Origin of the sequence: Inquilinus limosus (assembly GCF_051487185.1) — a bacterium.
Taxonomy (GTDB): domain Bacteria; phylum Pseudomonadota; class Alphaproteobacteria; order DSM-16000; family Inquilinaceae; genus Inquilinus; species Inquilinus limosus_F.
Window position 1 is genome coordinate 1 of record NZ_JAHVDK010000035.1, and the last position, 24,865, is coordinate 24,865.

Here is a 24,865-nt window from a genome sequence, read left to right on the forward strand (position 1 = left end):
ATCCGGGTGCCGGGGCTCAGGGCCGGGCTGGCGGTCCGGCTGCAGGAGCCGGACGTGATCGAATGGCTCGACACCGAGACCACCGCCACCACCGCCGACCGCCTCTGCCGCTCCCTCGGCCTCGGCCTCTATGTCGATGACCCGAAGCCCGCACCGGACACCGGGTGACGGGCCGGCGGCCGGTTGAGCTTCCGCCTCGCCCAGCCGATCGCGACCTTCCGCGACGGGCTGGCCGAGGCCCTGGCGCTGCCCGGGCCGTTCCTGGCCTGACGGCGCGGAGCGGCCCGGGAGCGGCCTATCACTCCGTCGCCCGGTTGAGCATCGGGGTGATGTCGATCGAAGTCGGCTGCGTCGGCAGCGGATAACGGGTCTCGAAGGGCTTCGACAGGTCCAGCTCCTTCAGGTCGACCCGCATGATCGTCGGGTTGTCATAGGTGCGGAAGCTGAAGACCTTATCCGTCAACGCCTTGACCACGACCACCTGGGGATAGTCGTATTCCGGCGTCTCGCCGTCCTGCGTCCGCGAGGCGCTGGTGCCCTTCGGGATGTCGACGGTGTTGAGCAGATGCAGCGCCAGGTTGCAGGCCTCTTCGCTGTTTTTCGGCCGCTGGGCGTGCTCCGCGAAGTATTTGTTGAAGACGGTGCGGATGAAGCGGGACGGCGGGGTCGAGTCCCCAGGCACGCCGCGCATGCCGCTGCCATGCCCCGGCTGCGCGAAGCGCTTTAGGCCGATCTCGATGGGCTCGGCGTCGACGTTGGACAGACCGACATAGTTCTGGATGTTGGTGATCTGCCAGGGGAAGGGCGGGTCGTTGGTCACCACGCCGACCGGATTGTCGTAGACCTGGGTCTCGCGGTTGGTGAACTCGACGACGATGCTCCGGCCAGCCTCGTCATGGATCGGGAAATGCAGCGGCGACTTCTCATCCAGCACCAGGTCCCCCCAGACCTCGACGTCGTGGTTGTTCAGCTTGTGCTTGACCTCGTCGACCGTGGCGCAGGTGCCGAGCACCCAGCTGGCGAAGAGCTCGACGACCAGGGCCTTGTCTTGGGACACGTCGTGCTTGTAGCGCGTGGTGGGCAGCCACAGGGCGCCGATGCTCAGCCCCGCTTCGTTCATGCCGTCCGATATGATGTCCCTGTTATAGGCGCTGGTGCCGACATAGCCGTACCGGGCGGTCCAGCTCAGGCCCTTGCCACCCAGCGGCGCCGGGCTTTGCTTCGGCGTGCCCTTGCCGCCGACCAGGAGCTCGGATTGGAGATCCGTTCCGAACTCCACGCTGCGCCCGTTGACGACGCTGGCATCGCTCGCCACCAGCAGAAAATCGGTGCACATAACCTGCCTCCTCGGGTGAGGGATCCCGCCCGGAACCGGCGAAATCGGCCGGCCGGCAACCGCATTCGTGCCAGGGTGGGACCCGGGTGACGCTGGGTTCAAAAGGGCTCGGCGGCAAAGCCTTCGGGCCAATCGCCCATGCCATCCCAACCGAAGCCAGCATGGCACCTGTGGATCCGGGTCGGTAGGTCCAGATGACTGTTATCGTTGAGTCCAGATCTATAAAATCCAAGCTTGTAAGCTTTAGTCCGAAATCGAGGACAAAAAACCTGCAGCTGCGCATGCGGCGGCCATTTGAGGCTCCGAGCGCGCCAAGGGAGCCGCGGCTATGTGGAAGGCAGAGCAGTCTTGTACGGCGCTGGCGATGGCCGACGCGCGGCACAGCTTTCGCCCGCGAATGACCGCGGGACGGCACAAGCAAACCACCCAGTGCACCGGATGGTGTCCGGCTATCCTTTGACCGCCGACTGACGAGGCGGCGGTCGGCTCCGCGCCTAGCCCTTCTTGTCGGTCGTCGGCGCCTGGGGCTGCGGGATCGGCGTCTGGCTGGACTGGATCTGGCTCTGTCCGCCTTTCGCCTCGGCCTGAGCGCTGTAGGGGCAGGCGAGGGCAGGTGACGCGATCAGCAGCGCTGCGGCAGCAAATGCGATGAGCTTCATATCGGCCTCCCGTTCCTGCGCCGGAACTCCGGATCGGGATCCGAGCTGCGACGCGATGGCATGAGCGATCGATCGGGCTCATCGTACCCGTTTGGACCGGATCCGGAAAGCCGCCGGCCCGGACGGTCGCGAATCCAGCCTCACGCCCGCTGCTTCTGCGGCGCCTGCTCCAGATAGGGGGCCAGGTACTGGCCGGTGTAGCTGCGCTTGGCGCGCACCACGTCCTCCGGCGTGCCCGCGGCGATGATCTCGCCGCCGCCGTCGCCGCCCTCGGGGCCGAGGTCGACGATCCAGTCGGCGGTCTTGATCACCTCGAGATTGTGCTCGATCACGATCACCGTGTTGCCCTGGTCGACCAGCTCGTGCAGCACCTCCAGCAGCTTGCGCACATCGTCGAAATGCAGGCCGGTGGTCGGCTCGTCGAGGATGTAGACGGTCTTGCCGGTGGCCCGGCGTGACAGCTCCTTGGCCAGCTTCACCCGCTGCGCTTCGCCGCCCGACAGCGTGGTCGCGGCCTGGCCGATCTTGACGTAGTCCAGGCCGACCCGGCGCAGCGTCTCCATCTTGTCGCGGATCGACGGCACGGCACGGAAGAACTCCGCCCCTTCCTCGACCGTCATCTCCAGCACCTCGGCGATCGACTTCTCGCGGTACAGCACCTCCAGCGTCTCGCGGTTGTAGCGATGGCCCTTGCAAACGTCGCACTGGACATAGACGTCCGGCAGGAAGTGCATCTCGATCTTGATGACGCCGTCGCCCTGGCAGGCCTCGCACCGGCCGCCCTTGACGTTGAAGGAGAAGCGGCCGGGGCCGTAGCCGCGGGCCTTCGCCTCCGGCAGCCCGGCGAACCAGTCGCGGATCGGGGTGAAGGCGCCGGTATAGGTGGCCGGGTTCGAGCGCGGCGTGCGGCCGATCGGCGACTGGTCGATGTCGATGATCTTGTCCAGGAACTGGACACCTTCGATCGCATCATGCGGCGCCGGGTGCTCGTGCGCCCCCATCAGCTGCCGGGCCAGCGCCTTGTACAGGGTCTCGACCACCAGCGTCGACTTGCCGCCGCCGGATACGCCGGTGACGCAGGTGAAGGTGCCCAGCGGCACCTCCATGGTGACATTCTTGAGGTTGTTGCCGCGGGCGCCGATCACCTTCAGCACCTGGCCCTTGTGGCCGGGGCGGCGGCTCGTCGGCACCTCGATCCGCTTGGCGCCGGTCAGGTACTGGGCGGTGATGCTATGGGCGCTGCGCATCACCTCCTCGGGCGTGCCATGCGCCACCACCTCGCCGCCATGCACCCCGGCGCCAGGACCCATATCGACAAGATAGTCGGCGTTGCGGATCGCGTCCTCGTCATGCTCGACCACCAGCACGGTGTTGCCCAGGTCGCGCAGCCGCTTCAGCGTGCCGAGCAGCCGGTCATTGTCGCGCTGGTGCAGGCCGATCGACGGCTCGTCCAGCACGTAGAGCACCCCGGTCAGGCCGGAGCCGATCTGCGAGGCCAGGCGGATGCGCTGGCTCTCGCCGCCGGAGAGGGAGCCGGAGCCGCGCGACAGCGTTAGATAGGTCAGGCCGACGGCGCTGAGGAAGGTCAGCCGCTCGTTGATCTCCTTCAGGATGCGGTAGGCGATCTCCTGGTCCTTGACCGAGAGCTTGTCGTTCAGAGCCCTGAACCACTGGGCAGCCTCGGCGATCGACTTCTCCGCCACCTGGCTGATATGCAGCCCGTCGATCTTCACCGCCAGGGCCTCGGGCTTCAGCCGGGCGCCGTTGCAGGTCTCGCAGGGGCGCGTGCCCTGGTACTTGGCCAGCTCCTCCCGGGTCCAGGCGCTGTCGGTCTCGCGGTAGCGCCGCTCCATATTCGGGACAAGCCCTTCGAACGGCTTCTCGGTCTTGTAGGTGCGCAGCCCATCATCATAGCGGAACACGATCGGCTCGGTGCCGGAGCCGAACATGATCACGTCACGGACCTTCTGTGGCAGGTCGCGCCAGGGGGGCGTGGTGCTGGCGCCGTAATGCGCGGCGATCGCATCCAGGGTCTGGTGGTAGTATTTCGAGGACGACCCTTCCCAGGGCGCCACCGCGCCCTTGGCTAGGGATCGGCCTTCGTCGGGCACAATCAGTTCCGGGTCGAACACCAGCTTGGCGCCCAGGCCGTCGCAGGCCGGGCAGGCACCGTGCGGGCTGTTGAAGGAGAACAGCCGCGGTTCGATCTCCGGGATGGTGAAGCCGGAGACCGGGCAGGCGAATTTCGCGGAGAACAGGGTGCGCTCGCCGCTGTCCGCATTCTCGGCGATGGCCAGGCCGTCGGCGAGGCCGAGCGCGGTCTCGATCGAATCGGCCAAGCGGTTGCCCAGGTCGTCGCGCACCACCAGCCGGTCGACCACCACCTCGATGTCGTGCTTCAGCTTCTTGTTCAGCGCCGGCACATCCTCGATCTCGTAAAGCGTGCCGTCGACCTTGACGCGCTGGAAGCCGCGGGCGCGCAGCTCCTGCAGCTCCTTGCGGTACTCGCCCTTGCGGCCCCGCACGATCGGCGCCAGCAGGTACAGGCGGGTGCCGTCGCCCATCGCCATCACCCGGTCGACCATCTGGCTGACCGTCTGGCTCTCGATCGGCAGGCCGGTGGCGGGCGAATAGGGCACGCCGATGCGGGCGAAGAGCAGCCGCATGTAGTCGTAGATCTCGGTCACCGTGCCGACGGTCGACCGCGGGTTGCGGCTGGTCGTCTTCTGCTCGATCGAGATCGCCGGCGACAGGCCCTCGATCGAATCGACGTCCGGCTTCTGCATCAGCTCGAGGAACTGGCGGGCATAGGCCGACAGGCTCTCGACATAGCGGCGCTGGCCCTCGGCGTAGATGGTGTCGAAGGCGAGCGACGATTTGCCCGAGCCGCTGAGGCCGGTGATCACGATCAGCTGGTCGCGCGGCAGATCGACGTCGATGTTCTTGAGATTGTGCTCACGCGCGCCACGGACGGTGATGGACTTGTGCATCGCCAGGTTCACTCATGCGGGAAGGGCGTCCCCGGACCCGGGCACACCGATGTGCAATATGGGGCGGGCGAGAGCCGAAAGCGACTCCGGCCATCGGTACGCCTGTGGGTGCGGCGGCCGCGCGCCCGCAGAAGCGAGTCCGACGTGGATATCGAACATATCGGGAACGTTGCGGTCAAGAACAAAGCGGGATAGGATGCCCGCCCTGAGCACCTGGATATGCATGTCCGGGCCTCGGGAGCTTCGCAGCGGCGCGGCAGGGTGCGGGGCGATCATTGCCGCCGCGCCGGAGATTCCATGATCTGTCGGATCGGTCTGATCTTGGTCCTCTTGTGGCTGTCGGCAGCCGGCGACTCGATGGCCGCCGCGCTCGACTGCGGCGACGCTGACAAGCGGCTGTGGAGCCGCAGCGATCCCCAGGTCAATCTCAGCCACATCTTCTGCGGCGAGATCGGGCGCAACGGCGACCCGAAGGGCTTCCATTCCCGCGCCGCCGGCCTGCCGACGGGCGCAGTCGACCGGGTCGAGGAGATCGCCCATCGCGGCGGCGAGATCTACGACGCGACCGTGATCTTCAACAACGGCCGGCGCAAGCGGTCGACCTTCTATCCTGACGACTGCTCGGCGGAGGCGGTCCTGCGCTCGATCCTCTACGCCTACCGGAATCAGACCGGGGCGCATCCGGCCTGGGGCGTGCTCGGCCCCTCGGCGCCGGTGGAAGGTGGCCCGCAGGACGGCTATTGCCGCGACGATCGCGGCCGGCCCTTCGAGATCCGGCTCGGCACGATCCAGCGCCGCGGCCAGACTGCGGTCAACACCGCATTCCCGAACTGAGCGGGGCTCCCGGATGAAGGAGAAGCAGAACAAGATCGAGATCACCCGCGACGCCCGGGGCCGGCCCCGCGTCGTGCCCGGCACCGCAGCGCCGATGCTGGCCGATTTCCTGGAGACCGACCTGCGCGACGACGCCGACTGGACGGCGGGGGTGGCCGCGCGCCTGGCCGAGGCGGGGGAGGAGGGAGAGCCGATCACCGGCAATCTCTACGCTCTGGAGATCCGCGGCGCCCAGTCGGTGCTGCGCAACATCCACGACGCCAAGGTGCCGGCGCTGGCGCTGCCGACCGGGGAACTGGCGGCGGCGGTCGGCGCTTGGCTCAAGGCGCTGCGCCGCCGCGGCCCCGCGGCGCGGCCGCGGCGGAAAGAATGAGGCGGCCCCGAACGGGATTGGAATCGGCGGGCCATCCGTCTAGGGTCCGCCCCTGATAGCTCTTTTGTGAGGTCTGGATCATGGCTGGCAGCGTCAACAAGGTCATTCTCATCGGCAATCTCGGCCGCGATCCGGAGATCCGCTCCTTCCAGAATGGCGGGCGCGTGGCGAATCTCTCGGTCGCGACGTCGGAGACCTGGAAGGACCGCAACACCGGCGAGCGCAAGGAGCGCACCGAATGGCACCGCGTCGTGGTGTTCAACGACGCGCTGGTCGGGGTGGTCGAGAGATTCCTGAAGAAGGGCTCGAAGATCTATGTCGAGGGCCAGCTCGAGACCCGCAAATTCACCGACCAGAGCGGTGCCGAGCGCTACACCACCGAGGTCGTGCTGCGCCCGTTCCGGGGTGAGCTGACCATGCTCGACGGCCGCGGCGAAGGCGGCGGGGGCGGCGGCTTCGAGGACGATGGCGGCGCCGGCGGCGGCTACGGCGGAGGCGGCTACGGCGGCGGCCGGTCCTCGGGCGGCGGGTCGTCGGGCGGCGGCCGCGGCCCGATGGCGGACGACCTCGACGACGAGATCCCGTTCTGACCTGCCCGGCCTGACGAGACGGAGCGGGCCGGCCGGTGCTCCCGGCCGGCCCGCTTGCTTTGAGCGTTCAGCCGATCGCCTCGATCGGGTCCCGCCTCGTGTTGTCCGGCGGCGGGCGGCGCACCCCCGGCTGGGCGGCCCAGGTAACAGCGTTGGCGATGACCTTCTGCACCTCGGCCTGGTGGTAGCTCGGGAAGGTCTCGTGCCCCGGCCGGAAATAGAAGACCCGGCCGTAGCCGCGGCGGTAGGTCAGGCCGCTGCGGAACACCTCGCCGCCCTTGAACCAGCTGACGAAGACCAGCTCGTCCGGTTCCGGCACATCGAAGAACTCGCCATACATCTCCTCCTGCGGGATCTCGATGTAGCGGTCGAGCCCGGCCGCGATCGGATGGGCGGGGGCGGTGACCCAGATCCGCTCGGTCTCGCCCTCTTTGCCGTGGACCCGCCAGTTGACGCTGCAGCTGGTGCCCATCAGCCGGCGGAAGATCTTCGAGTAGTGGCCGGAATGCAGCACGATCAGGCCGAGGCCGCCCATGACGTGGCGGCGCACGCGCTCGACCACGGCGTCCGACACCTCCTCATGCGCCTTGTGGCCCCACCACAGCAGCACCTCGGCGCCATTCAGCGCCTCATCGGTCAGGCCGTGCTCGGGCTGGTCCAGGGTCGCGGTCGCCACCGGGAAGCCGCGCTGGCGCAGCGGGTCGGCGATGGCCTCGTGGATGCCGTCGGGATAGAGGGCGGAGACCTCGGGGTTCTGCAGCTCGTGCCGGTACTCGTTCCAGACCAGGAGGCGGGGAAGGGTCATGGCGCGTCTCTCCGGGGCGGGCGGTCAGGGTAGAATTTCGGACAGCGACACCCATGTGCCGTCCTGGGCGCCCGACCGCATGCAGGCGAAGCTGGTGGCGAGGGAATGGATATTGTCCTCGCCCGAGGTGAAGTAGCGCGGCGGCTTGCCGCGGATCGCCTCGGCGAAGGCGTTGAGCGTGCCGGCGCGGTCCATCAGCGGCTGCGGCTGCAGCGGCAGGTCCTGGACCGAGCCGTCGGGCCTGCGCAGCATCAGCCTGTCGGCCGGAGCGCCGGCCGCGCCACGGGCCTGCCACACCAGCTCGCCCTCCTCGCATTCGACCGCCCATTCGCCGGTCCAGGTGGTCGGCGTGCCACGCGACACCCAGGAGCCGTTGTAGGACACCATCAGGCCGCTCTCGAGCGCCAGCAGCGCATGGGCGGCGGCGTGGTCCTTGAACGGGCTGTCCGGCGTGTTCCAGCTGCGGCAGGCGACCCGCTGCACATTCTCGCCGAAGATCATGCGCATCAGGTCGAAATGATGGATCGCCATGTCCAGCAGCAGCGGGCCAGGGATGTCGTGGTAGCGATGACCGATCACCTTCCAGTTCTGACGGAAGTCGATCAGTGCCGACAGCGGCCGGCCATAGGCGCCGTCGCGCACTAGATTGGCCACGGTCTGCACCGCCGCATGGTAGCGGTAGTTCTGGCTGACCATCAGGATGCGGTCGACCCGCTTCGCCAGGGCGATCAGCTCCTGTGCCTCCTCCAGGGTCGAGGTGAAGGGCTTCTCGACCAGCACATGCTTGCCGGCCTTCAGTGCCGCCTCGCTGACGCTCTTGTGGCCGGCGGTCGGCAGCACCGCCAGCACCGCCTCGGCATCGACCGTTGCGATCGCGGCCTCTAGGCTCGGGAAGCACTTGTCCTCGGCCAGGCCGAGCGTCTCCTGGGCCTGCTTCAGCGCCTCCGGATTGGCGTCGACGAAGCCGACGACGTCGACCGCCTTGACCTGCGGCAGGATGGTGTGGGCCCAGTTCAAGCCCCAGCCGCCGAGGCCGACCTGGATGACCTTGACCGTCATTCCGTCTCCTTACGCTCCGTTCTCACCGGGTGATGTTCACCAGCGGCCGCCGCGGCTCAGCCGGTTCAGGTCCTTCTGCAGCTGCGCCAGGTTGGTGGCGGCATCGCCGTTCTTGGACAAGGTGGCGTGCACGGCGTTCCAGAACAGCGACGAGACTTCACTATAACGCTCGCCCGTCACCGCCGACGGCCGGGCCGTCGCCCCCTGCAGGATCTGCCGCGTCGTCTTGAAGAAGGGCCGCTTCTGCAGCAGCTCCTGGTCCTCGTACAGCGCCGGGATGGTCGGCTGATAGCCGCCTTCGAGAGCCCGGCGCTTCTGCTCGTCCTTGGAGGTGAGGTAAATGGCGAATTCTGCCGCCTCCTTGGGGTTGTTGGAGTATTTCGAGACCGCGATCTGCCAGCCGCCGAGGGTCGCAGCAGGGCGGGCGCCTTCGCCGTCGCCCTTCGGCAGGGGGGCATAGCCGACCTTGCCCTTGACCGGGCTGTCCGCTGCTTCCGCCAGGCTGGCGGCGTAGGGCCAGTTGCGCATGAAGGCGGCGTTGCCGGACTGGAACACGCCGCGGGCATCCTCCTCGATATAGTTCAGCACGCCGTCCGGAGCGATCGTGCCGACCCAGGAGGCGGCGAGGTCCAGCGCCTTGGCCGCCTGCGGGTTGTTGACGGTGATCTTGCCGTCCTGGCCGATGATGGCGCCGCCGCCGAAGCTGGCGATCCATTCCAGCGCGTCGCAGGTCAGCCCCTCATAGGCCCGGCCCTGGAAGACGAAGCCGAAGAAGCGGTCGTTGCCGGCCTGGCGCTCGCCTTCCTGGATGGTCTTGGCGGCTTCGGTCAGCTCGGCCCAGGTCTCGGGGACCTTGAGCTTGTATTTGTCCAGCAGGTCCTGGCGGTAATACAGCAGCCCGGCATCCGTGTACCAGGGCAGGGCCAGGAGCTGGCCATCGCGGGTCAGGCCCTGGACGATGGTGGGGAAGTACTGGTCGATCGCGGCCTGGTCGACATATTGCTTCAAGTCGATGAAGTGGCTGCCAAGGATGCCGGGCCAGATCACGTCGATCTGGAACACGTCGATGTCGCTCGACTTGCCGGTGAGGAATTGCTGGTAGAGGGCGAGCTGCTCCGAGGTCGACTGCGGAGCAGCGACGACCTTGACCGTGTTCCCGGTCTTGGCCGACCAGGCCTTGGCAGCCTCGTCGCACAGCCTGGACTGAATGCCGGTCGAGCCACAGGCGAAGGTGATCTCGACGCCGACCGCGGCCGGGGATGCCGCCAGGGCAAGGGCCGCAGCAGCGAGAGCGAACAGGTGTTTCCCGGGCATGGCTCCTCCTGTGATCTCGGCAAACGGATTCGGCGTCCGGTGCAACCGTTTGCAGGTTAGTGGGGGGACAGCATTTGGCAACCGCCAATCGACCGCCGCGGATCGGCATCCACCCGGGCGCTCCGTCGCGGAGACAGAGCGAAGGCATCGACGCCGGTGAGGCCGCGGATCTGCCTTGGGCTGTCTAAGGAGTATTTAAGGACTAAGCCCGAGCCGGGGCCCGCCGAGCATCCACAACCAGCGGTCGTGGCCGCCATGACACGGCCATGAGTTTTTGCAGTGCCAAGTCCGACAAAAAAATGGACATAAATAAATACTCCGTATATTTCGATACAGTCTGTAACCCCTGGTCGGGTGTCTAGGAATACACTCCGCAAGATTTCGGCCCCACCGCTCATGCATATCCCGATATGCAAAGTCTTTTGCTTTCGGAATTCTAGTGCGATCGACTGTTGTTTTGAGCGGAGGTAATAAAGCTTGTGCCGTTCACTGAACTGTGCTACATAGGCGGCTATTAATGCTAGTTTAGCTAATCTTTTAAGGAATGCAGGGAATGAAGAACTATTCTAGAGTTCCGAAACGCTAGGCGAGCGGGTTCGGAAAATGCCGCCTCCGCCTGGCGAGCCGCACGGTTTTGATATGCCCATTGAAGCCCCCTGCCGATGAACACGAATGCGCTGACACGAGCTTATCTGGTCCTCGGGGGGCTGGGGGCGGTCTCGCTGATCGCCTATGGCATCTACAAGAGCTCCGTGCCGGCGAACACGGTGCCTGCATCGGCGCCGGTCGTGCAGCCTGCGCCTGTCGACATGAAGGTCTTCGGCGTCATGACGGCGGCCCGGTTCATCGCCCGGGGGCAGGTGATCGCGCGCGAGGACGTGGCCACCACCTCGATCGCCGGGGCGGTGCCGCCGGGCGCCCGGACGGCGATCGGCGATGTGGTCGGCAAGGTGGCGACGGCCGACATCATGCCGCAGCAGCTGCTGCTCGAGTCCACGCTCTCCGCCGATCCGGCCAAGGCGGGCCTGGCGGCGCTGGTGCCCGCCGGCTATCGCGCGATCAGCATCCTGACCAATGACGAGATCGCGGTCAGCCAGTTCGTCCGGCCGGGAGACAAGGTCGACATCCAGCTGGTGCTGCCCGACAGCGTGCTGAGCAAGCAGAACGGGGTGCAGCGACCGGAAAACGATCTGAGCGAGGCGCGCACGGTGCTGCAGGACGTGCTGGTGCTCACCGTCGGCTCCACCCTCGGCGACCCGAGCCTGGCCCAGGCCGCCGCCGAGCAGGCGGCGAACACGGCCGGGCGCCGGAACGAGCCGTCGCGGACCATCAGCCTGGCCATGACTCCGGACCAGATCGCCAAATTCGCCCTGGCCCGCAGCCTGGGCTCCTTCTACCTGTCCCTGCGCAGCCCCGACGATCTGCAGCTGATCGGGGACAACACCGCCAAGCTCTCCGACATCCGCGGCCCGGCCCCGGCGCCGGCCGCCCCGGCGCCGCCGCAGCAGAAGCCGATCGAGCTGATCGTCGGCGACAAGACCCAGCTGATCTATCCCAAGACGTCCGGAGAGCCGCGATGAGGTTTGTGGTCCGTATGCTGTGTGTCGCGGTTCTCGTCCTGGTCGCCCAGATCGCCAGGGCGGAGGAGCTGCGGCTCGGCGTCGGGGCCCAGCGCGTGCTCAACCTGCCGGCGCCGATCACCCGCATCGTCGTCGGCCAGGGCGGCATCATCGACGCGACCGCGCTGAACGAGGACCAGCTGCAGATCACTGGCCTGCAATCCGGCAAGACCACGCTGGCCATCTTCACCGCCCAGTCGGACCAGGGGATCTCCTACGACGTCACGGTCGGCGGCGCGACGGTCGCCCTGCCGACCATCCCCGACCGGGGCGATCCGGCGCGGCAGATCCGCGGCCAGCCCGGGCTGCAGGGGGTGCGGGTGAACCGCGACGGCGACACGCTGGTGATGTCCGGCACCGTGCCGGATCTCGACGCCCATGCCCGGGCGTCGAGCATCGCTCGCGCCTATGGCGGCAACGTCGTCGACCTGACCCGGGTCACCGGCAACCAGATGGTGGCGGTCGACATCCAGTTCGCGGCGGTGTCGGCGACCACGCTGCGTGCCCTCGGCTTCAACTTCGCGGCGCTGGGCGGCAGCGATTTTCAGGGTGCGATCGTCGGGCCGAACACGCTGCAGAGCTTCGAGTTCAACGGTTCCGGACTGTCGCTCGAGGCCTCGGCGCCGCTGGCCAGCGCCTTCAACCTGTTCCTCGGCGATCCGCGCAACGGCATCCTCGGCATCCTCAGCGCCCTGTCGCAGGCCGGGCTGACCCAGCTCCTGGCCCAGCCGACGCTGCTCGTGCGTTCCGGCGACCAGGCCGAGTTCCTGGCCGGCGGCGAGGTGCCGATCCCGGTGCCGCAGGGCGGGGCGTCGCTCGGCACGGTGACGATCGAATACCACGAATACGGTGTGAAGCTGGAGATCGCGCCGGTGGTGATGTCGGACAAGCGCATCGTGCTCAAGGTCGCGCCCGAGGTCAGCGAGCTGGACTTCGCCAATGCGCTGGAGTTCCAGGGCTTCAGCGTACCCGCCTTCCGCCGCCGCTCGACCTCGACCACGGTCGAGCTGGGCAACGGCCAGAGCTTCGTGCTGGCCGGGCTGATGTACAGCAACAGCCAGATCAACGAGAGCAAGTTCCCCTGGCTGGGCGACATCCCGATCATCGGCGCTCTGTTCAAGAGCACCAACAACCAGCAGGAGAGGCAGGAGCTGATCATCGTCGCGACGCCGCGGCTGGTCACGCCGCTGTCGCCCGGCCAGATTCCGCCGCTGCCCGGGGTGGACACTCGCAAATACAACCCGACCGTGGGCGACATGATCCTGAACGTCGATCAGGTGCAGGATCATCTCGCGCCCTACGGGCTGATGCGCTGAGGCCGCCGATGTTCCGGATCGTCGCCGCCACCGCCGATACAGATCTCGCCGCCGGCCTGATCGCCGCCCTGGAAGGGACGGCCGCCATCATCCGCTCGGCCCCGGACTCGGCATCGCTGGTGGAGCTGTGCGGCAAGGCCAAGCCGGATCTGATCCTGCTCGACGCCGATCCGGTCGACGGCTTCGGCACCGTGCTCGCCGAGGCCGTGCGGGCCCTGACCGGCGCTGATCCGGAGGCCCCTGTCATCGTGCTCGGCGACGAAGGCGACGCCCGGTCGGTGCTGCGGGCGATCCGCGCCGGGGCCGCGGATGTGGTCGACCGGGCCGGCGACCCCGAGGCGCTGCGGGGACAGCTCGGCCGGCATCTCGCCGGCGCGCCGCGCGGCGAGGCGGGCGGCAGCGGCTCTCTGACCCTGGTGCTCAGCGGCCAGCCGGGCGGCGAAGGCCTGTTCGCGGTCAATCTCGCGGTGCTGCGGGCCCAGGCGGCGGGCGGGGCGCTGCTGATCGACGGGGCGTTGCCGTCGAGCGAGGCCGGCGCCGCGCTCAACGTGCCGCTCAACTACACCATCCGCGATGCGGTCCAGGATCTGTCGCGGCTGGATCGGACGCTGCTGTCCTCGGCGCTCGGCCATCATGTCGCGTCGGGGCTACATGTGCTGCCTCTGGCCGCGGCGGGGGAGGAGGTGCACGACATCGCGCCCGACGCCATCGTCTCGATGCTGCTGGTGCTGCGGGCACTGTTCGGCGAGGTGGTGCTGAATGCCGGCGGCATCCGCCATCCCGGCCTGCTCGACGAGTTCGTGCGCACGGCTGGCCGCATCTACCTGGTCGCGCCGCAGAAATTCACCGCTGTCAAGGCCTGCCGCGACCTCCTGGTCCGGATCGGTCCGAGCCCCCAGGTGCTCGACCGCGTGACCCTGGTGGTCGAGGACCACATGCCGGGGATCGGCCTGACCGAGGAGCAGATGCGCGAGGCGCTCGGCCTGAAGCGCTCGGTGCGCCTGCCGGCGGCCAGGGTCGAGCTGGTCAACGCCCTCAATGCCGGCCGCCCGCTGGTGCTGGAGCGGCCGCGCGCGCCCTACAGCAAGGCGCTGGCGAAGCTGGCCGCCGAGGGCGTGGCGGCACCGGCCGCGACGGCCTCTCGGCCGGCGCCGCGCGGCATCGGCCTGTTCGGCCGGCTGCGGACGTCGTGAGGGGATAGGCGATGGCGGGGCTGATCAACGGCGTCGGCGTGAAGGTTGCGGCGGATCCTGAATCGGCCGCCGCCCAGCTGCGGGTGACCGATGGCTATCAGCGCACCAAATTCGCCATCTTCAACCTGGTGCTGGAGCAGCTCGAGGCGCTCGGTATCACCGCCGAGACCGCCAGCCCGGCGATGGTCCGCGACGGCATCGAGCAGGCGATCACCCGCTTCGCCGCCAAGGAAGGGCTGGCCCTGAACGCGGCCGAGCGGGCGCTGCTGGCCGCCGAGGTGCAGAACGAGGTGGTCGGCCTCGGCCCGCTCGAGCCGCTGCTGAAGGACCCGTCGATCGACGACGTGATCGTCAACGGCCCTTACCGGATCTATATCGAGCGCGGCGGCCAGCTTTCCGCGGTTCCGGTCCGGTTCCGCGACAATGCGCATCTGATGAACATCATCCAGCGCATCGTCAGCCCGATCGGCCGCCGGGTGGACGAGGCGACGCCCTATGTCGACGCCCGCCTGCCGGACGGGTCGCGGGTCAACATCGTGATCCCGCCGATCGCGCTCGACGGGCCGATGGTCTCGATCCGCAAGTTCCGGGTCCAGGCCATGGGCGCGCAGGACTATGTCCGGCTCGGCTCGATGAGCCAGGAGATGATGGGTTTCCTCGCCGCGGCCGTGCGCTCGCGCCTCAACATCCTGATCTGCGGCGGCACCGGCTCGGGCAAGACCACGCTGCTGAACATGCTCAGCGGCTATATCGAGGAGAAGGAGCGGCTGATCACCATCGAGGACGCGGCCGAGCTGCAGCTGCGGCAGAGCCATGTGGTGCGGCTGGAGACGCGGCCGCCGAACCTCGACGGCAGCCGGGAGATCACCGCCCGCGACCTGGTGCGGAACGCGCTGCGGATGCGGCCCGACCGCATCATCCTGGGCGAGGTGCGCGGCGCCGAGGCGGTCGAGATGCTGCAGGCGATGAGCACCGGCCATGACGGCTCTATGGCGACGATGCACGCCAATTCCAGCCGCGACGCCTTCGGCCGGCTGGAGATGCTTCTCGGCTTCGGCGGGCTCAGCGGCGATCCGAAGACCCTGCGGCGCTACATCGCCAACAGCATCCAGATCATCGTCCAGGTCAACCGCATGGCGAACGGCAAGCGCCGGGTCACCTCGGTGTCCGAGCTGACGGGCCTGGAGGGGGAGAGCTACAGCCTGAATCAGCTCTTCACTTTCGAGGAGCAGCCGCCGCTGAGCGGGCTGGGCGAGTTCCGGATCCATTCGGCGCGTCCGTTCTACGCCCATCGCCTGATCGGAGCGCCCGATCTGCGGGGCGCCATGGGGGCGTCGCTATGAATGGTCTCGGCTTTCTCCTGCTCGGCGTCCTCGCTCTGCTGGTGATGGCCGGAGTCAGCCTTCTGGCCGGGCGGACGCAACGCCGCCGGCAGCAGCAGGTGCAGGAACGGTTGCAGGCGCTTCACAGCGTGTTGCCGGACGGCGGAACGGCGGTGGCCCCCCGCACCATTGCTGATCCGGCCCGGATGCCTCGTGTGCTGCGGCTTTGGCTGGATCGGGCCGATGTGACGCCGTCGCCCCGCCTGATCGTCATCGCGGGCCTACTGACGGCGGGCGTCGCCGCCGGTTTGGCGTGGCTGTTGGGCCCGATTCCGGCCGCCGCCGTCGCGGTAGCGGTTCCGGCGGGTGCTCTCTATGCCCTCTGGTTTCTCGCCAGCCGGCGCCTCAACGCCTTCATCACCGCCTTGCCGCTGTTCCTGGATGCCACGCGCCAGCTGCTGATGGTCGGCAACTCGACGCAACAGGCACTGCTGAAGGCGGCGGAGAACGCGTCGCCGGCGCTGCAGCGCTACCTGCAGCCGATGATCCGCCGCATCAACAACGGCGCGCCGATCCCGGAGGCGGTGTCCTGGCTCGCGGCCCGGCTGGGGGTACCCGAGCTGTACATGCTGGCGACGGCGATCGAGACCAATTTCCGCTTCGGCGGCCGGCTATCGGCGGTGCTGGCCAATCTGGTGCAGATCCTGCGCGACCGGGCGCGGGTGGGACGCGAGCTCAAGGCGGCGACGGCCGAGATCCGTTTCAGTGCGATCGTCCTCGGCCTGATGCCGATCATCGCCGGGGTGATGATCTGGCTGGTGAAGCCAAGCTACATGATGTTCTTCGTCGAGGCCGAGCAGGGCCCCCGGCTGGCAGCGATTGCGGTTGGCCTGCAACTGATCGGCATGCTGATCATGCGTCGCATCATGCGGCTGGAGTTCTAGGCCATGCCGATCTCTAGCCTCGAACCCGCCATTCTCGTCCTCACCGCAGCCTCGACCCTGCTTCTGCTTGGGCTCGGCCTGCGCGGTACGGTGGGCGAAGCGAAACTGCGGCGCCGGCTGACCGGGATCTCCGGCCGGTCTGGCAGCGACGATGACGGTGCCGTCGGCTGGTTGAAGCCGTTCGAACGTATCCTGGTCGGCGGCGGCAAGGATCGTGAGGAGATCCTGCAGTTCCTGCGCGCCGCTGGTTACTACGACCCGCGCAGCCTAATCGTCTTCGCCGCATTGCGCTTCGCGGCGGCAATCGCCGCCATCATTGCCGTCGCACTAGCGGTATGGCTGACGGACCGCTGGTCCGGCGTGGCGCAGTTCTATCCGTTGGCCGCCGGCGGCGTCGTTTATGTCGGCGCCAAATTCGTGCTGCGATCATTGGCCTCCAGAAGGCAGCGCCGGGTCGGCGCCGAGCTTCCTTTCGTCTTCGACGTCCTGCTGTTGATGTTGGAGAGCGGTGTCAGCCTCGACCAGTGCTTCCGGTCCCTGGCCCAGTCGGACGGGGGCGCCATGCCGCATGTCCGCCAGTCGATGCGCATCCTGGTGGAAGATCTGCAGCGCGGCATGAACTACGACCAGGCGCTGGACCGCTGGGCCGACCGGTTGGCCGTGACTGGCATCCGCGAGATCGCTTCGCTGTTCAAGCAGACTCTGCTCTACGGCACCGAGCTCGGGCCGGCGCTCAAGGACTTCGTGCGCGAATTCTCCGACCGGCGGGTCTCCACCGCCCGCGAGAGCATCGGCCGCAAGACCACGCAGATGACGATGGTCATGATCGTGTTCCTGATGCCGGCCCTGTTCATCGTGCTGACGGCGCCGGCGGTCGTTTCTTTCATCAAGACCTTGACCGGGGTGGGCCGATGACGCGGATGGCACTTCGTCTCTCGATGCTGGCGATGCTGCCGTGGCTGTCGGCCTGCTCCGGCCTCTTCGGCAGCGACAGCGCGCAGCGCCGCGAACCGTCGCCGGCCGACCAGTTGCCGCAGGCGCAGCCGCTGAACGCCGAGAATTCGCGCGACCTCTATCTCGGCATCGTCGACAAGCTGCGGCAGGGCGGCAAGTCGCGCGCCGCGCTCGCCTATCTCGACGACTACGACAACCGGCATCCGGGTGACCTCCGGGCGCAGGTGCTGCGAGCCGACGCCTTTCTCGACATCCAGGACTACGACCGGGCCGAGGCGATCTATCGCGAGCTCCTGACCGGTGACCAGGCGGCGGCGGCCTATGACGGCCTCGGCCGCGTCGCCGCCGGGCGCGGCGACTGGGCCAAGGCCCGCGCCCAGTTCCACGAGGCGGTGCGGCGCGAACCCATCAATGTCAAATACCTGAACGATCTCGGCTTCGCCGAGATGCGCGTTGCTTCCTACAACGAGGCGCTGTTCACGCTGCGCCAGGCCAATGAGCTGGCGCCCGACAACGCCCAGGTCCGCAACAACCTGATCCTCTGCCTCGATGTCGCCGGCCAGGGCGATGCCGCGAAATCCATGATCGCCAGGATCGCCGACGCCAAGGAACGGCGTGCGGTCGAGCAGATGGTCAAGGCCGCCCGCGCCCAGATCCGGGCGCCGATCACTGCCGGCACAAATCCCGCGATCGCCCCGCGGCGCCTGGCGCAGGCTTCGGAGACCCAGCCATGACGCGATCAGCCTCGACGAGTGTCCGCCTGTCGGCGTTGTGCGCTGCCCTCCTGCTGCTTCCGGTCGCCACGGCGGGGGCGCAGCAGGTGCTGGTGCCGGCCCGGCCGGCTGCGCAGCCTCCCGACTGGTTCGAGTCCAACCGCACCCTCCAGGTCCTGCGGGCGCAGCAGCAGGGGCTTCGCCCGGCCGGCCAGGGCGGCCTCGCCGCCGGCGAGGCGGAGCAGATCTATCGCAACTACATGCAGCAGATCGGCAAGCCGTTGCCGAGCGGCTCCGGCAGCTCCTATGGCGGGTCCGATCTCGGCTTCGGATCGGGCATGAATGGGTCGTCGGGGGGAAGGCCATGAAGCCCAGCGTCTTGCGATCATCCTTTGGCGACCGCGGCGCGATCGCGCCCTTTGCCGCGCTCATGTTGGTTCCGCTGATCGGCGCGACGGCTCTGGCAACCGATGTCGGCCTCTGGTACGCCCAGCGCCGGGACCTGCAGGCGGCCGCCGACATGGCGGCGCTGTCGGCCGCACAGAACCCTGCCGAGGCCTCGGCCATCGCCGGCGACCTGCTGCAGCGCAACGGCTTCGCCGGCGACGCGCTGGTGTCCGCCACCCTCGGCACCTATTGCCCGGACGTCACCATCTCGCCGCCCTCCGCCCGATTTCTGCCGGGCCTCGCCACCTGTCCGGACGGGACCAGCCCGCCGGCAGCGAACGCGGTCATGGTATCGGCCAAGACGACCGTGCCGGGCTTTCTGTCCCGCGCCCTGTTGCAGGACGATGGCGGTGGGCAGATTGGCGGCACGCCGGGCTCCGAAGGGGATCCCAATCTCCACAAGGTCAGCGTGCAGGCCACCGCCGCGCGCATCGACGAGGCCGGATTCCAGGCCGGGACCGGCTTGGTCGAGGTCGATACGCAGAAGAGCGCGCTGCTCAACGCGATCCTGGGCAATGTGCTTGGCACCCAAATCCAGCTCACGGCGGTCCACTACCAGGGCCTCCTGAACACCAATATCGACGCGCTGACCTTCCTCGACGCGCTCGCGATCCACGCCGACATCTCGGCGGGCACATATGACGGGTTGCTGGAGACCGATGTCAGCGTCGGCGTGCTGCTGCAGGCTGCGATCGATGCCCTGAATAAAGCGGGCAACATCGCTGGACTCGGCCTGCAGGCCATCGAGGGGCTGGTGGCGCTGCAGGGGCAACTTGTTGGCAATCCCGATCTCAGGCTCGGCGACCTGGTCGACCTCGGGGTATGGAAGAACCTCCCGATCGGCGGATCGACGGCACCGACGGCGCTGGCCGCCGACCTGAACGTTTTCCAGCTCGTGACCCTGGCCGTCCAGGTGGCCAACAAGAACAACGCCATCTACATCCCGATGATCAATGTCGGGCTGCCGGGGATCGCCTCGCTGCAGATTACGGCGACGGTGATCGAGCCGCCGCAGTCGCCGCCCTTCGCCTTCGGGCCGGAAGGAATGCGGGTCCACACCGCACAGGTGCGGCTGCAGCTTAAGCTTCAGCTGCTGGATCTGTTCGGTCTGCTCGGCCAAGGCGTCCAACTGCCGCTTTATGTCGAAGCCGGCGAAGGCGATGCCGTGCTGAAGGACATCTCCTGCGGGATCGAACCGGCCAAGGACGCCACCGTCACCGTCGCCGCCAAGAGCGGCGTGGCCAAGGCCTATATCGGCACGCTGCCGCCCGGCCTGATGAAGAATTTCGACCATGAGATCTCGGTCAATGACATCCAACCCGCAGCGCTCGTCGATGTCGGCGTGCTGGGGATCATCGGTCTTGTGCGGATCAACGGCCGGGCGAAGGTCGAGCTCGGGAGCGGTGCGTATCAGGATCTGGTCTTTGACCGGGAGGACATCGACAACCACGTGGCGCAGTCGGTCGCCAGCACCGGCATGGTCGACAATCTCCTCGCCAGCCTGGGCGGCGTCGATCCGGCCACCGGAAAAGCCAACCTGCAGCTCAGCGCCTGCGTCGTCAGTCTCGGCGGCCTCTGTCTGATTCCGGTCGCTCCCGAGGCGCTCGGCAAGACGGTCGGTGCCCTGCACCAGCTTCTCGACCCCGTGATCAAGGGACTCCTCGATCCGCTGGTCGACAACCTGCTCGCCGCCCTGGGCATCCGCCTGGGCGTCATGGATGTCGTCGTCACCGGCGTGCGCTGCGGCGTGCCCGTGCTGATCCGATGACGGGACACCGCCGGCGGCGCCGGGGCCGCGGGGTGGGGTGGAGTTGATCCCGGTTGTTTCAGGAGGTCACATCATGTTGCGGAAATTCTTCAAGAAGGCACGCCAGGTCGCTCGGGACGAGCAGGGCATTACGGCCGTCGAATACGCCATCCTCGGTGCTTTGATCGCTGTCGGACTGGCCGCCGCCATTCCTACCCTGACGGGCGCGTTCAGCGACGCATTCACCAAGATCTCCGAGGAGGTCGGCGGCGGCGGTAGTGGCGGTACTCAATAGCGGGCCGGCGCATTCCAACTCGACTCCCATCGATGAGTTCATGGACATAGCCATGATCTTCTCTGCACGACGTGCAACTCGAGCGGCGGGCCGTCGGCGGCCCGCCGCCTTCTCCGACGAGAGCGGGCTGGCCGCGGTCGAATTCGCCCTGGTCGCCCCGGTCTTCGTCATGCTGCTCTTCGGCATCATCATCTTCGGCATCCATTTCGGCACCTGGCTCGCGGTCAACCAGGCCGCGGCGGAGGGCGCCCGCGCCTCGGTCGCCGGCATGGATCTGGGTGAGCGTCGGGAACTCGCGACCAGCACCGCCGAGGCCGTCCTCGCCGCCTACGGGCCGATCCTGGGCGACACCGGCTGGACGGTCGATGCCAAGGCCTCGGACTCCGATCCGCGTCTGTTCGAGGTGACGGTGACCTACGACCAAGCTGCGCGCAACGCGGCCTCTGGCCTGCAGGGCGACAGCGGGGACGATGACTCCCTGATCGTGCTGCCGCTGTCCAATCCGACGGCCACGGTGATCGTCGCCAATGGCGGATATTGATGGCCGGTCTCGATTTCATCTTCCTCGGCCTTCTGGTCCTGCTTTTGCTGCCGATCGTGCTGATCGATCTGCGCGAGAGCCGGATCCCCAATGTCTGCAACCTGGCGCTGGCCGCGGGTGGGCTGGCCCAGGCCCTGGTCCGCAGCCCGACGCTCAAGACGCTCGGACTGTCGCTCGGCGTCGCCGTGCTCACCTTCCTGCTGCTCGCCGGCACCGCCTGGCTGATGCAGAAGATCGACCGGCACGCCCGCATCGGCTGGGGCGACCTGAAGTTCCTGACCGCCGCCAGCCTCTGGGTCGGGCTGCAGGGCAGCCTGATCGTGCTGATCGTCGCCAGCCTGGTGGCGCTGCTGGCCACTCTGGCCATGGCCCCCTGGCGCGGCGTCCGCTGGCGCGAGATGCGGCCCTTCGGCCCGGCGCTTGCGGTCGGCCTGCTCGCCGTCACAGTTACGGTCTTCATCCGCGGGGCCTGATAGTTCATCGAGGATATTTTGTTGATTAACCCAAACCCCTTCATCTCGCGCGACAATAGTGCTTAGCTCCCGACGATCCGCTGAAGGGAGCCTGTCATGAGCACCGATGTGAATCGCCGGATCCTCCTGGCCGCGCGGCCGGTCGGGGAGCCGAAGGACACGGATTTCCGCCTGGTCGAGGAGGCGGTGCCGGCGCCCGGGCCTAGCCAGCTGCTGGTCCGCACCCTATGGCTGTCGCTCGACCCCTATATGCGCGGCCGGATGAGCGACGCGAAATCCTATGCGGCGCCGGTCGAGATCGGCCAGGTCATGGTCGGCGGCGCGGTCGGCCGCGTCGTCGCCTCGAACCATCCCGGCTTCGCCGCGGGCGACATCGTCGAGGGCCGCACCGGCTGGCAGGATTACGCCGTGTCCGACGGCACCGGGCTGCGCAAGGTCGACCCGGCGCTGGCGCCGATCTCGACCGCGCTCGGCGTGCTCGGCATGCCCGGGATGACCGCCTATACCGGCCTCCTCACCATCGGCCAGCCGAAACCGGGCGAGACCGTCGTGGTCTCCGCCGCCTCCGGCGCCGTGGGATCGGTGGTCGGACAGATCGCGAAGATCAAGGGCGCCCGGGCGGTGGGCATCGCCGGCGGCGAGCGCAAATGCGCCTATCTGGTCGACGAGCTCGGCTTCGACGCCGCGGTCGACCACCGCGCGCCGGATTTCGCCGAGCGGCTGCGCGCCGCTGTGCCGGATGGGATCGACGTCTATTTCGAGAATGTCGGCGGCGTGGTGTGGGAGGCTGTGTGGCCGCTCTTGAACCCCTTCGCCCGCGTCCCGGTCTGCGGCCTGATCGCCCAGTACAACGCCACCGGCCTGCCGCCGGGGCCGAACCTGGTGCCGGCGGTGATGCGCGACGTGCTGTCGAAGCGGCTGACCCTGCGCGGCTTCATCGTCGGCGACTTCGCCGACCAGCACGCCGCCTTCCTGCGCGACGTCTCCGGCTGGATCCGCGAGGGCAGGATCCGCTATCGCGAGGACGTGGCCGAAGGGCTGGAGAACGCGCCGCGGACCTTCCTGCGCCTGTTCCGCGGCGAGAACTTCGGCAAGCTCCTGGTCAAGGTGGCGGAGTAGCGGTGGCAGGTCGATAGCCGCTCCTGGGCATCACAGGAGGGTCCGCGTGGCCATGGCCATGAGGCCGATGCGAGCGGTCGCGGCGTCGTGATCCGTGTCAAGCGGCAAACCGAGGTCGCGGCGGGCGGCGTCGCTCAGCGTCTCCGGCCGCAGCCGGCCCGGCCGCGCGGCCGGGCGCGTCGATCCGCCGGTGATGTGACGCCAGATCCGCCCCAGCAGGCCGGCGGGGCGCTGGCGCAGCGGCAGGCGCAGGACGTGGGTGCTCATGTCGATCTCCTCGAAGCCATTGCGACGGGGCAGGCGGCGGCCTTCGGCACCGGCGGCGGCGCCGTGTCGATGCCGTAGCGGCCGGTGATCACCGGGCCGGTGGCGTCGGACACCGTGACGACCGTTTCGGCCGCGGCGCCGGGCCTGGCCCGGTACAGCACCACTTCCGTCAGCACGGCCATCGGTTCCTCCATCTCCGGCCCCGGCGACCCCGAGGCGATGGTGGAAGACTACGCCACTCCTCCTGACAACATCCTGTCAGGAGAGATGGCCGGGCCGACGCATCGAAGCGGTCGCGGAGGGGAGAATGGGTGTGAACGCTGACGTACGCCATTCGACAATGTCGAAGAGGGCCTGTACGTTTCCGTTCAGCGTGCAGGGGCGGGGCCGGCCGTGACCGATTGGGACGATCTGCGGGTGATCCATGCGGTGGCCGAGACCGGCAGCCTGTCGGCGGCGGCGCGGCGCCTCGGCCTCAGCCAGCCCACCGTCGGCCGCCGGGTCCAGGCGCTGGAGGAGCGTTTAGGGCTGATCCTGTTCGAGCGCCGGGCCGAAGGCTATCGCCCGACCGCGGCCGGGGAGGCGCTGCTGCCGCATCTGCGCGCCATGGCGGAAGCGGCGGCGGCGCTGGAGCGCGAGGCGCGGATCCAGGCCGATCCGGGCACCGGGCTGGTGCGGGTCGCGGCCGATGGCTGGGCCAGCCGCTTTCTGGCCGAAAGGCTGCCCCGGCTGCGCGAGGCGCTGCCCGGGATCGACCTGGCCGTCGATTGGGAGCGCCAGGTTCCGAATCTGGGCGATGATGCGGTGCATATCGGCATCTACGCCGCCATCCCGGACCTGCCGGGACTGCGGTCGCGGGTGGTCGGCCGCTCCACCTACGCGGTTTACGGCGCCCGCCTCTATGTCGATCGCCATCCCAGTGCCTGGACCGAGGCGCGCATGGCCGAGTGCGACTGGGTGATCTACGACTGGGAGCGGGTCGGCCGCGACATCGACGGCTATCCGCTGGAGAAGCAGGGTCTGCTGGCGGATAGCGTCCGCGTCCTGCGCCTGACCACCACCGATCTGATGCTGTCGGCGCTGCTGTCCGGCGCCGGGCTGGCGCTGATCCCCTGCTTCGTCGGCGATGCCCATCCGGATCTGGTGCGGGTGTCGCCGCTGGTGCCGGCGATGGAGCACCGCTACCGCCTGATCGTGCACCACGATGTCGGCCGCTCGCCCCGCGTCGCCCGGGCCAAGGAAGCGATCGCCGCCCTGTTCGCGGCCGAACGCCGGCTGCTGGAGGGCGAGGCGGGAACGGTGGAGCGGGTCGGCGCGCCGATTCCGGCCTGAGATCAGCCGCGGCTGGCGATCAGCGCGGCCGATCCCGCCATCATCGCGGCGGCGGAGCGGTTGGCCAGGCGCAGCCGCCGCGGCGACAGGAAGAAGCGGCGGGCGCGCGCGGCCCCCGCCACATAGGCCGACTGGACCATGAGGTCGATGCCGATCTGCACCGCGAACACCGCGGCGATGCCGGCCGCGTCCAGCGTGGTCAGGTCCAGCACCTGCGGCAGCACGGCGCCGAAGAACACCACCGCCTTCGGGTTGCCCAGGGTCAGCGCCGCCCCGCCCAGGAACCCGCCGGCCCGCCGCGGCGCCGCTTCCGGCTCCGCCGCCGGGGCGCGCCAGAGCTTCCAGGCCAGGACCGCCAGGTAGACGATGCCGGCCCATTTCACCGCGACGAAGACCGGCTCATAGGCCAGGGCCAGCGCCGACAGGCCGAACACCGCCGCGGCCAGCCAGAGGGCGTTGCCGGCGACCATGCCGAGGACGAAGGGCACGGCCTCGCCGGCGCCGCGCGACAGCACCCGCGCCACCAGCGCCGTCTGCGCCGGTCCGGGGACCAGGGCGGCGAGGGCGACGGGCACGGCGAAGAGGGCGAGCGCGGCGGGGGTGATCATGGCGTGGTCCGATCG

General features: G+C 68.4%; 26 protein-coding genes and 1 pseudogene. 18 read left to right on the plus strand and 9 right to left on the minus strand.

Translation table 11 applies throughout. The annotated features are described in order from the left end of the window. Window positions 1-298 precede the first annotated feature (298 nt). The 3 genes from KXR53_RS30535 to uvrA form a co-directional block, all read right to left on the minus strand. The gene (locus tag KXR53_RS30535; protein ID WP_437379391.1) at window positions 299-1,336 is read right to left on the minus strand and encodes a linear amide C-N hydrolase; all 1,038 of its coding nucleotides are present in this window, start codon (window positions 1,334-1,336) and stop codon (window positions 299-301) included. Window positions 1,337-1,830: 494 nt separating this feature from the next. Next, a complete protein-coding gene (locus tag KXR53_RS30540; protein WP_437379392.1) occupies window positions 1,831-1,995 on the minus strand; it encodes a hypothetical protein in 165 nt (54 codons plus the stop codon). A gap of 140 nt (window positions 1,996-2,135) precedes the next feature. Continuing rightward, complete coding sequence (gene uvrA / locus KXR53_RS30545) at window positions 2,136-4,985, minus strand: excinuclease ABC subunit UvrA (protein WP_437379393.1); 2,850 nt, start codon at window positions 4,983-4,985, stop codon at window positions 2,136-2,138. 297 nt (window positions 4,986-5,282) lie between these two features. On the opposite strand from uvrA, the gene KXR53_RS30550 reads away from it, so the two are divergent. The 3 genes from KXR53_RS30550 (at window position 5,283) to ssb (ending at window position 6,782) form a co-directional block, all read left to right on the plus strand. Next, complete coding sequence (locus KXR53_RS30550; protein ID WP_437379394.1) at window positions 5,283-5,819, plus strand: EndoU domain-containing protein; 537 nt, start codon at window positions 5,283-5,285, stop codon at window positions 5,817-5,819. A 13-nt stretch (window positions 5,820-5,832) separates the two neighbouring features. Beyond that, on the plus strand, window positions 5,833-6,192 hold the full coding sequence (locus tag KXR53_RS30555) for a hypothetical protein (protein ID WP_437379395.1): 360 nt from the start codon (window positions 5,833-5,835) through the stop codon (window positions 6,190-6,192). An 80-nt stretch (window positions 6,193-6,272) separates the two neighbouring features. Then, window positions 6,273-6,782, plus strand: coding sequence for a single-stranded DNA-binding protein (ssb, locus tag KXR53_RS30560; protein ID WP_437379396.1), 510 nt, complete (start codon window positions 6,273-6,275; stop codon window positions 6,780-6,782). A 67-nt stretch (window positions 6,783-6,849) separates the two neighbouring features. Here ssb and KXR53_RS30565 read toward each other — a convergent pair whose 3' ends face one another. The 3 genes from KXR53_RS30565 to KXR53_RS30575 are packed head-to-tail and all read right to left on the minus strand — an operon-like array spanning window position 6,850 to window position 9,960. Continuing rightward, window positions 6,850-7,587: a ThuA domain-containing protein gene (locus KXR53_RS30565; protein WP_437379397.1), complete on the minus strand. Its 738-nt coding sequence runs from the start codon at window positions 7,585-7,587 to the stop codon at window positions 6,850-6,852. A 24-nt stretch (window positions 7,588-7,611) separates the two neighbouring features. Beyond that, window positions 7,612-8,646 carry a Gfo/Idh/MocA family protein gene (locus KXR53_RS30570; RefSeq protein WP_437379398.1) on the minus strand — a complete coding sequence of 345 codons (1,035 nt, stop codon included), beginning with the start codon at window positions 8,644-8,646 and terminating at the stop codon, window positions 7,612-7,614. A gap of 36 nt (window positions 8,647-8,682) precedes the next feature. Continuing rightward, on the minus strand, window positions 8,683-9,960 hold the full coding sequence (locus tag KXR53_RS30575; protein WP_437379399.1) for an ABC transporter substrate-binding protein: 1,278 nt from the start codon (window positions 9,958-9,960) through the stop codon (window positions 8,683-8,685). 662 nt (window positions 9,961-10,622) lie between these two features. On the opposite strand from KXR53_RS30575, the gene cpaB reads away from it, so the two are divergent. The 14 genes and pseudogenes from cpaB (at window position 10,623) to KXR53_RS30645 (ending at window position 22,643) form a co-directional block, all read left to right on the plus strand. Next, window positions 10,623-11,540, plus strand: a complete 918-nt coding sequence (cpaB, locus tag KXR53_RS30580; protein ID WP_437379400.1) for a Flp pilus assembly protein CpaB — start codon at window positions 10,623-10,625, stop codon at window positions 11,538-11,540. Next, the gene (locus KXR53_RS30585) at window positions 11,537-12,895 is read left to right on the plus strand and encodes a type II and III secretion system protein family protein (RefSeq protein WP_437379401.1); all 1,359 of its coding nucleotides are present in this window, start codon (window positions 11,537-11,539) and stop codon (window positions 12,893-12,895) included. The genes cpaB and KXR53_RS30585 overlap by 4 nt, the downstream gene beginning before the upstream one ends. A gap of 8 nt (window positions 12,896-12,903) precedes the next feature. After that, the gene (locus KXR53_RS30590; protein WP_437379402.1) at window positions 12,904-14,088 is read left to right on the plus strand and encodes an AAA family ATPase; all 1,185 of its coding nucleotides are present in this window, start codon (window positions 12,904-12,906) and stop codon (window positions 14,086-14,088) included. A gap of 11 nt (window positions 14,089-14,099) precedes the next feature. Then, on the plus strand, window positions 14,100-15,431 hold the full coding sequence (locus KXR53_RS30595) for a CpaF family protein (RefSeq protein WP_437379403.1): 1,332 nt from the start codon (window positions 14,100-14,102) through the stop codon (window positions 15,429-15,431). Further along, complete coding sequence (locus KXR53_RS30600; RefSeq protein ID WP_437379404.1) at window positions 15,428-16,354, plus strand: type II secretion system F family protein; 927 nt, start codon at window positions 15,428-15,430, stop codon at window positions 16,352-16,354. The genes KXR53_RS30595 and KXR53_RS30600 overlap by 4 nt, the downstream gene beginning before the upstream one ends. A 3-nt stretch (window positions 16,355-16,357) precedes the next feature. Beyond that, window positions 16,358-17,269 carry a type II secretion system F family protein gene (locus KXR53_RS30605; RefSeq protein ID WP_437379405.1) on the plus strand — a complete coding sequence of 304 codons (912 nt, stop codon included), beginning with the start codon at window positions 16,358-16,360 and terminating at the stop codon, window positions 17,267-17,269. 5 nt (window positions 17,270-17,274) lie between these two features. After that, the gene (locus tag KXR53_RS30610) at window positions 17,275-18,042 is read left to right on the plus strand and encodes a tetratricopeptide repeat protein (RefSeq protein ID WP_437379406.1); all 768 of its coding nucleotides are present in this window, start codon (window positions 17,275-17,277) and stop codon (window positions 18,040-18,042) included. Beyond that, window positions 18,039-18,389, plus strand: coding sequence for a hypothetical protein (locus KXR53_RS30615; RefSeq protein ID WP_437379407.1), 351 nt, complete (start codon window positions 18,039-18,041; stop codon window positions 18,387-18,389). The genes KXR53_RS30610 and KXR53_RS30615 overlap by 4 nt, the downstream gene beginning before the upstream one ends. Then, a pseudogene (locus tag KXR53_RS30620) lies at window positions 18,386-18,553 on the plus strand (pilus assembly protein TadG-related protein); the annotation flags it as partial. The gene KXR53_RS30615 and the pseudogene KXR53_RS30620, both read left to right, overlap by 4 nt. A gap of 81 nt (window positions 18,554-18,634) precedes the next feature. After that, entirely contained in the window at window positions 18,635-20,236 is a 1,602-nt protein-coding gene (locus KXR53_RS30625; protein ID WP_437379466.1) for a hypothetical protein, read from the plus strand. A 73-nt stretch (window positions 20,237-20,309) separates the two neighbouring features. Beyond that, window positions 20,310-20,510, plus strand: coding sequence for a Flp family type IVb pilin (locus KXR53_RS30630; protein ID WP_437379408.1), 201 nt, complete (start codon window positions 20,310-20,312; stop codon window positions 20,508-20,510). Window positions 20,511-20,562: 52 nt separating this feature from the next. Continuing rightward, the gene (locus KXR53_RS30635) at window positions 20,563-21,051 is read left to right on the plus strand and encodes a TadE/TadG family type IV pilus assembly protein (protein ID WP_437379409.1); all 489 of its coding nucleotides are present in this window, start codon (window positions 20,563-20,565) and stop codon (window positions 21,049-21,051) included. Next, window positions 21,051-21,524, plus strand: a complete 474-nt coding sequence (locus KXR53_RS30640) for a prepilin peptidase (protein ID WP_437379410.1) — start codon at window positions 21,051-21,053, stop codon at window positions 21,522-21,524. Before KXR53_RS30635 ends, KXR53_RS30640 begins: the two co-directional genes overlap by 1 nt. Before the next feature lie 96 nt (window positions 21,525-21,620). After that, on the plus strand, window positions 21,621-22,643 hold the full coding sequence (locus tag KXR53_RS30645; protein ID WP_437379411.1) for an NADP-dependent oxidoreductase: 1,023 nt from the start codon (window positions 21,621-21,623) through the stop codon (window positions 22,641-22,643). A gap of 30 nt (window positions 22,644-22,673) precedes the next feature. On the opposite strand, the gene KXR53_RS30650 is transcribed toward KXR53_RS30645, so the two are convergent. Together KXR53_RS30650 and KXR53_RS30655 are read right to left on the minus strand one after the other, a co-directional pair. Next, the gene (locus KXR53_RS30650) at window positions 22,674-22,910 is read right to left on the minus strand and encodes a hypothetical protein (RefSeq protein WP_437379412.1); all 237 of its coding nucleotides are present in this window, start codon (window positions 22,908-22,910) and stop codon (window positions 22,674-22,676) included. Beyond that, the gene (locus KXR53_RS30655) at window positions 22,907-23,092 is read right to left on the minus strand and encodes a hypothetical protein (protein ID WP_437379413.1); all 186 of its coding nucleotides are present in this window, start codon (window positions 23,090-23,092) and stop codon (window positions 22,907-22,909) included. The genes KXR53_RS30650 and KXR53_RS30655 overlap by 4 nt, the downstream gene beginning before the upstream one ends. Window positions 23,093-23,303: 211 nt before the next feature. Between KXR53_RS30655 and KXR53_RS30660 the strand changes: the two genes are divergently transcribed. Then, the gene (locus tag KXR53_RS30660) at window positions 23,304-24,242 is read left to right on the plus strand and encodes a LysR family transcriptional regulator (protein WP_437379414.1); all 939 of its coding nucleotides are present in this window, start codon (window positions 23,304-23,306) and stop codon (window positions 24,240-24,242) included. A 2-nt stretch (window positions 24,243-24,244) separates the two neighbouring features. Here KXR53_RS30660 and KXR53_RS30665 read toward each other — a convergent pair whose 3' ends face one another. Beyond that, window positions 24,245-24,850: a LysE family translocator gene (locus KXR53_RS30665; protein ID WP_437379415.1), complete on the minus strand. Its 606-nt coding sequence runs from the start codon at window positions 24,848-24,850 to the stop codon at window positions 24,245-24,247. Window positions 24,851-24,865: the final 15 nt, after the last annotated feature.

Excerpts from the sequence above, each read along its gene's own strand:
- KXR53_RS30640 (WP_437379410.1), top strand. The coding sequence starts at position 21,051 with ATGGCCGGTCTCGATTTCATCTTCCTCGGCCTTCTGGTCCTGCTTTTG.
- ssb (WP_437379396.1), top strand. The coding sequence starts at position 6,273 with ATGGCTGGCAGCGTCAACAAGGTCATTCTCATCGGCAATCTCGGCCGC.
- KXR53_RS30555 (WP_437379395.1), top strand. The coding sequence starts at position 5,833 with ATGAAGGAGAAGCAGAACAAGATCGAGATCACCCGCGACGCCCGGGGC.
- KXR53_RS30550 (WP_437379394.1), top strand. The coding sequence starts at position 5,283 with ATGATCTGTCGGATCGGTCTGATCTTGGTCCTCTTGTGGCTGTCGGCA.
- cpaB (WP_437379400.1), top strand. The coding sequence starts at position 10,623 with ATGAACACGAATGCGCTGACACGAGCTTATCTGGTCCTCGGGGGGCTG.
- KXR53_RS30585 (WP_437379401.1), top strand. The coding sequence starts at position 11,537 with ATGAGGTTTGTGGTCCGTATGCTGTGTGTCGCGGTTCTCGTCCTGGTC.
- KXR53_RS30610 (WP_437379406.1), top strand. The coding sequence starts at position 17,275 with ATGGCACTTCGTCTCTCGATGCTGGCGATGCTGCCGTGGCTGTCGGCC.
- KXR53_RS30540 (WP_437379392.1), bottom strand. The coding sequence starts at position 1,995 with ATGAAGCTCATCGCATTTGCTGCCGCAGCGCTGCTGATCGCGTCACCT.
- KXR53_RS30600 (WP_437379404.1), top strand. The coding sequence starts at position 15,428 with ATGAATGGTCTCGGCTTTCTCCTGCTCGGCGTCCTCGCTCTGCTGGTG.
- KXR53_RS30565 (WP_437379397.1), bottom strand. The coding sequence starts at position 7,587 with ATGACCCTTCCCCGCCTCCTGGTCTGGAACGAGTACCGGCACGAGCTG.
- KXR53_RS30535 (WP_437379391.1), bottom strand. The coding sequence starts at position 1,336 with ATGTGCACCGATTTTCTGCTGGTGGCGAGCGATGCCAGCGTCGTCAAC.
- KXR53_RS30605 (WP_437379405.1), top strand. The coding sequence starts at position 16,358 with ATGCCGATCTCTAGCCTCGAACCCGCCATTCTCGTCCTCACCGCAGCC.
- KXR53_RS30615 (WP_437379407.1), top strand. The coding sequence starts at position 18,039 with ATGACGCGATCAGCCTCGACGAGTGTCCGCCTGTCGGCGTTGTGCGCT.
- KXR53_RS30635 (WP_437379409.1), top strand. The coding sequence starts at position 20,563 with ATGATCTTCTCTGCACGACGTGCAACTCGAGCGGCGGGCCGTCGGCGG.
- KXR53_RS30595 (WP_437379403.1), top strand. The coding sequence starts at position 14,100 with ATGGCGGGGCTGATCAACGGCGTCGGCGTGAAGGTTGCGGCGGATCCT.
- KXR53_RS30590 (WP_437379402.1), top strand. The coding sequence starts at position 12,904 with ATGTTCCGGATCGTCGCCGCCACCGCCGATACAGATCTCGCCGCCGGC.
- KXR53_RS30650 (WP_437379412.1), bottom strand. The coding sequence starts at position 22,910 with ATGAGCACCCACGTCCTGCGCCTGCCGCTGCGCCAGCGCCCCGCCGGC.
- KXR53_RS30665 (WP_437379415.1), bottom strand. The coding sequence starts at position 24,850 with ATGATCACCCCCGCCGCGCTCGCCCTCTTCGCCGTGCCCGTCGCCCTC.
- uvrA (WP_437379393.1), bottom strand. The coding sequence starts at position 4,985 with ATGCACAAGTCCATCACCGTCCGTGGCGCGCGTGAGCACAATCTCAAG.
- KXR53_RS30645 (WP_437379411.1), top strand. The coding sequence starts at position 21,621 with ATGAGCACCGATGTGAATCGCCGGATCCTCCTGGCCGCGCGGCCGGTC.
- KXR53_RS30630 (WP_437379408.1), top strand. The coding sequence starts at position 20,310 with ATGTTGCGGAAATTCTTCAAGAAGGCACGCCAGGTCGCTCGGGACGAG.
- KXR53_RS30655 (WP_437379413.1), bottom strand. The coding sequence starts at position 23,092 with ATGGCCGTGCTGACGGAAGTGGTGCTGTACCGGGCCAGGCCCGGCGCC.
- KXR53_RS30575 (WP_437379399.1), bottom strand. The coding sequence starts at position 9,960 with ATGCCCGGGAAACACCTGTTCGCTCTCGCTGCTGCGGCCCTTGCCCTG.
- KXR53_RS30570 (WP_437379398.1), bottom strand. The coding sequence starts at position 8,646 with ATGACGGTCAAGGTCATCCAGGTCGGCCTCGGCGGCTGGGGCTTGAAC.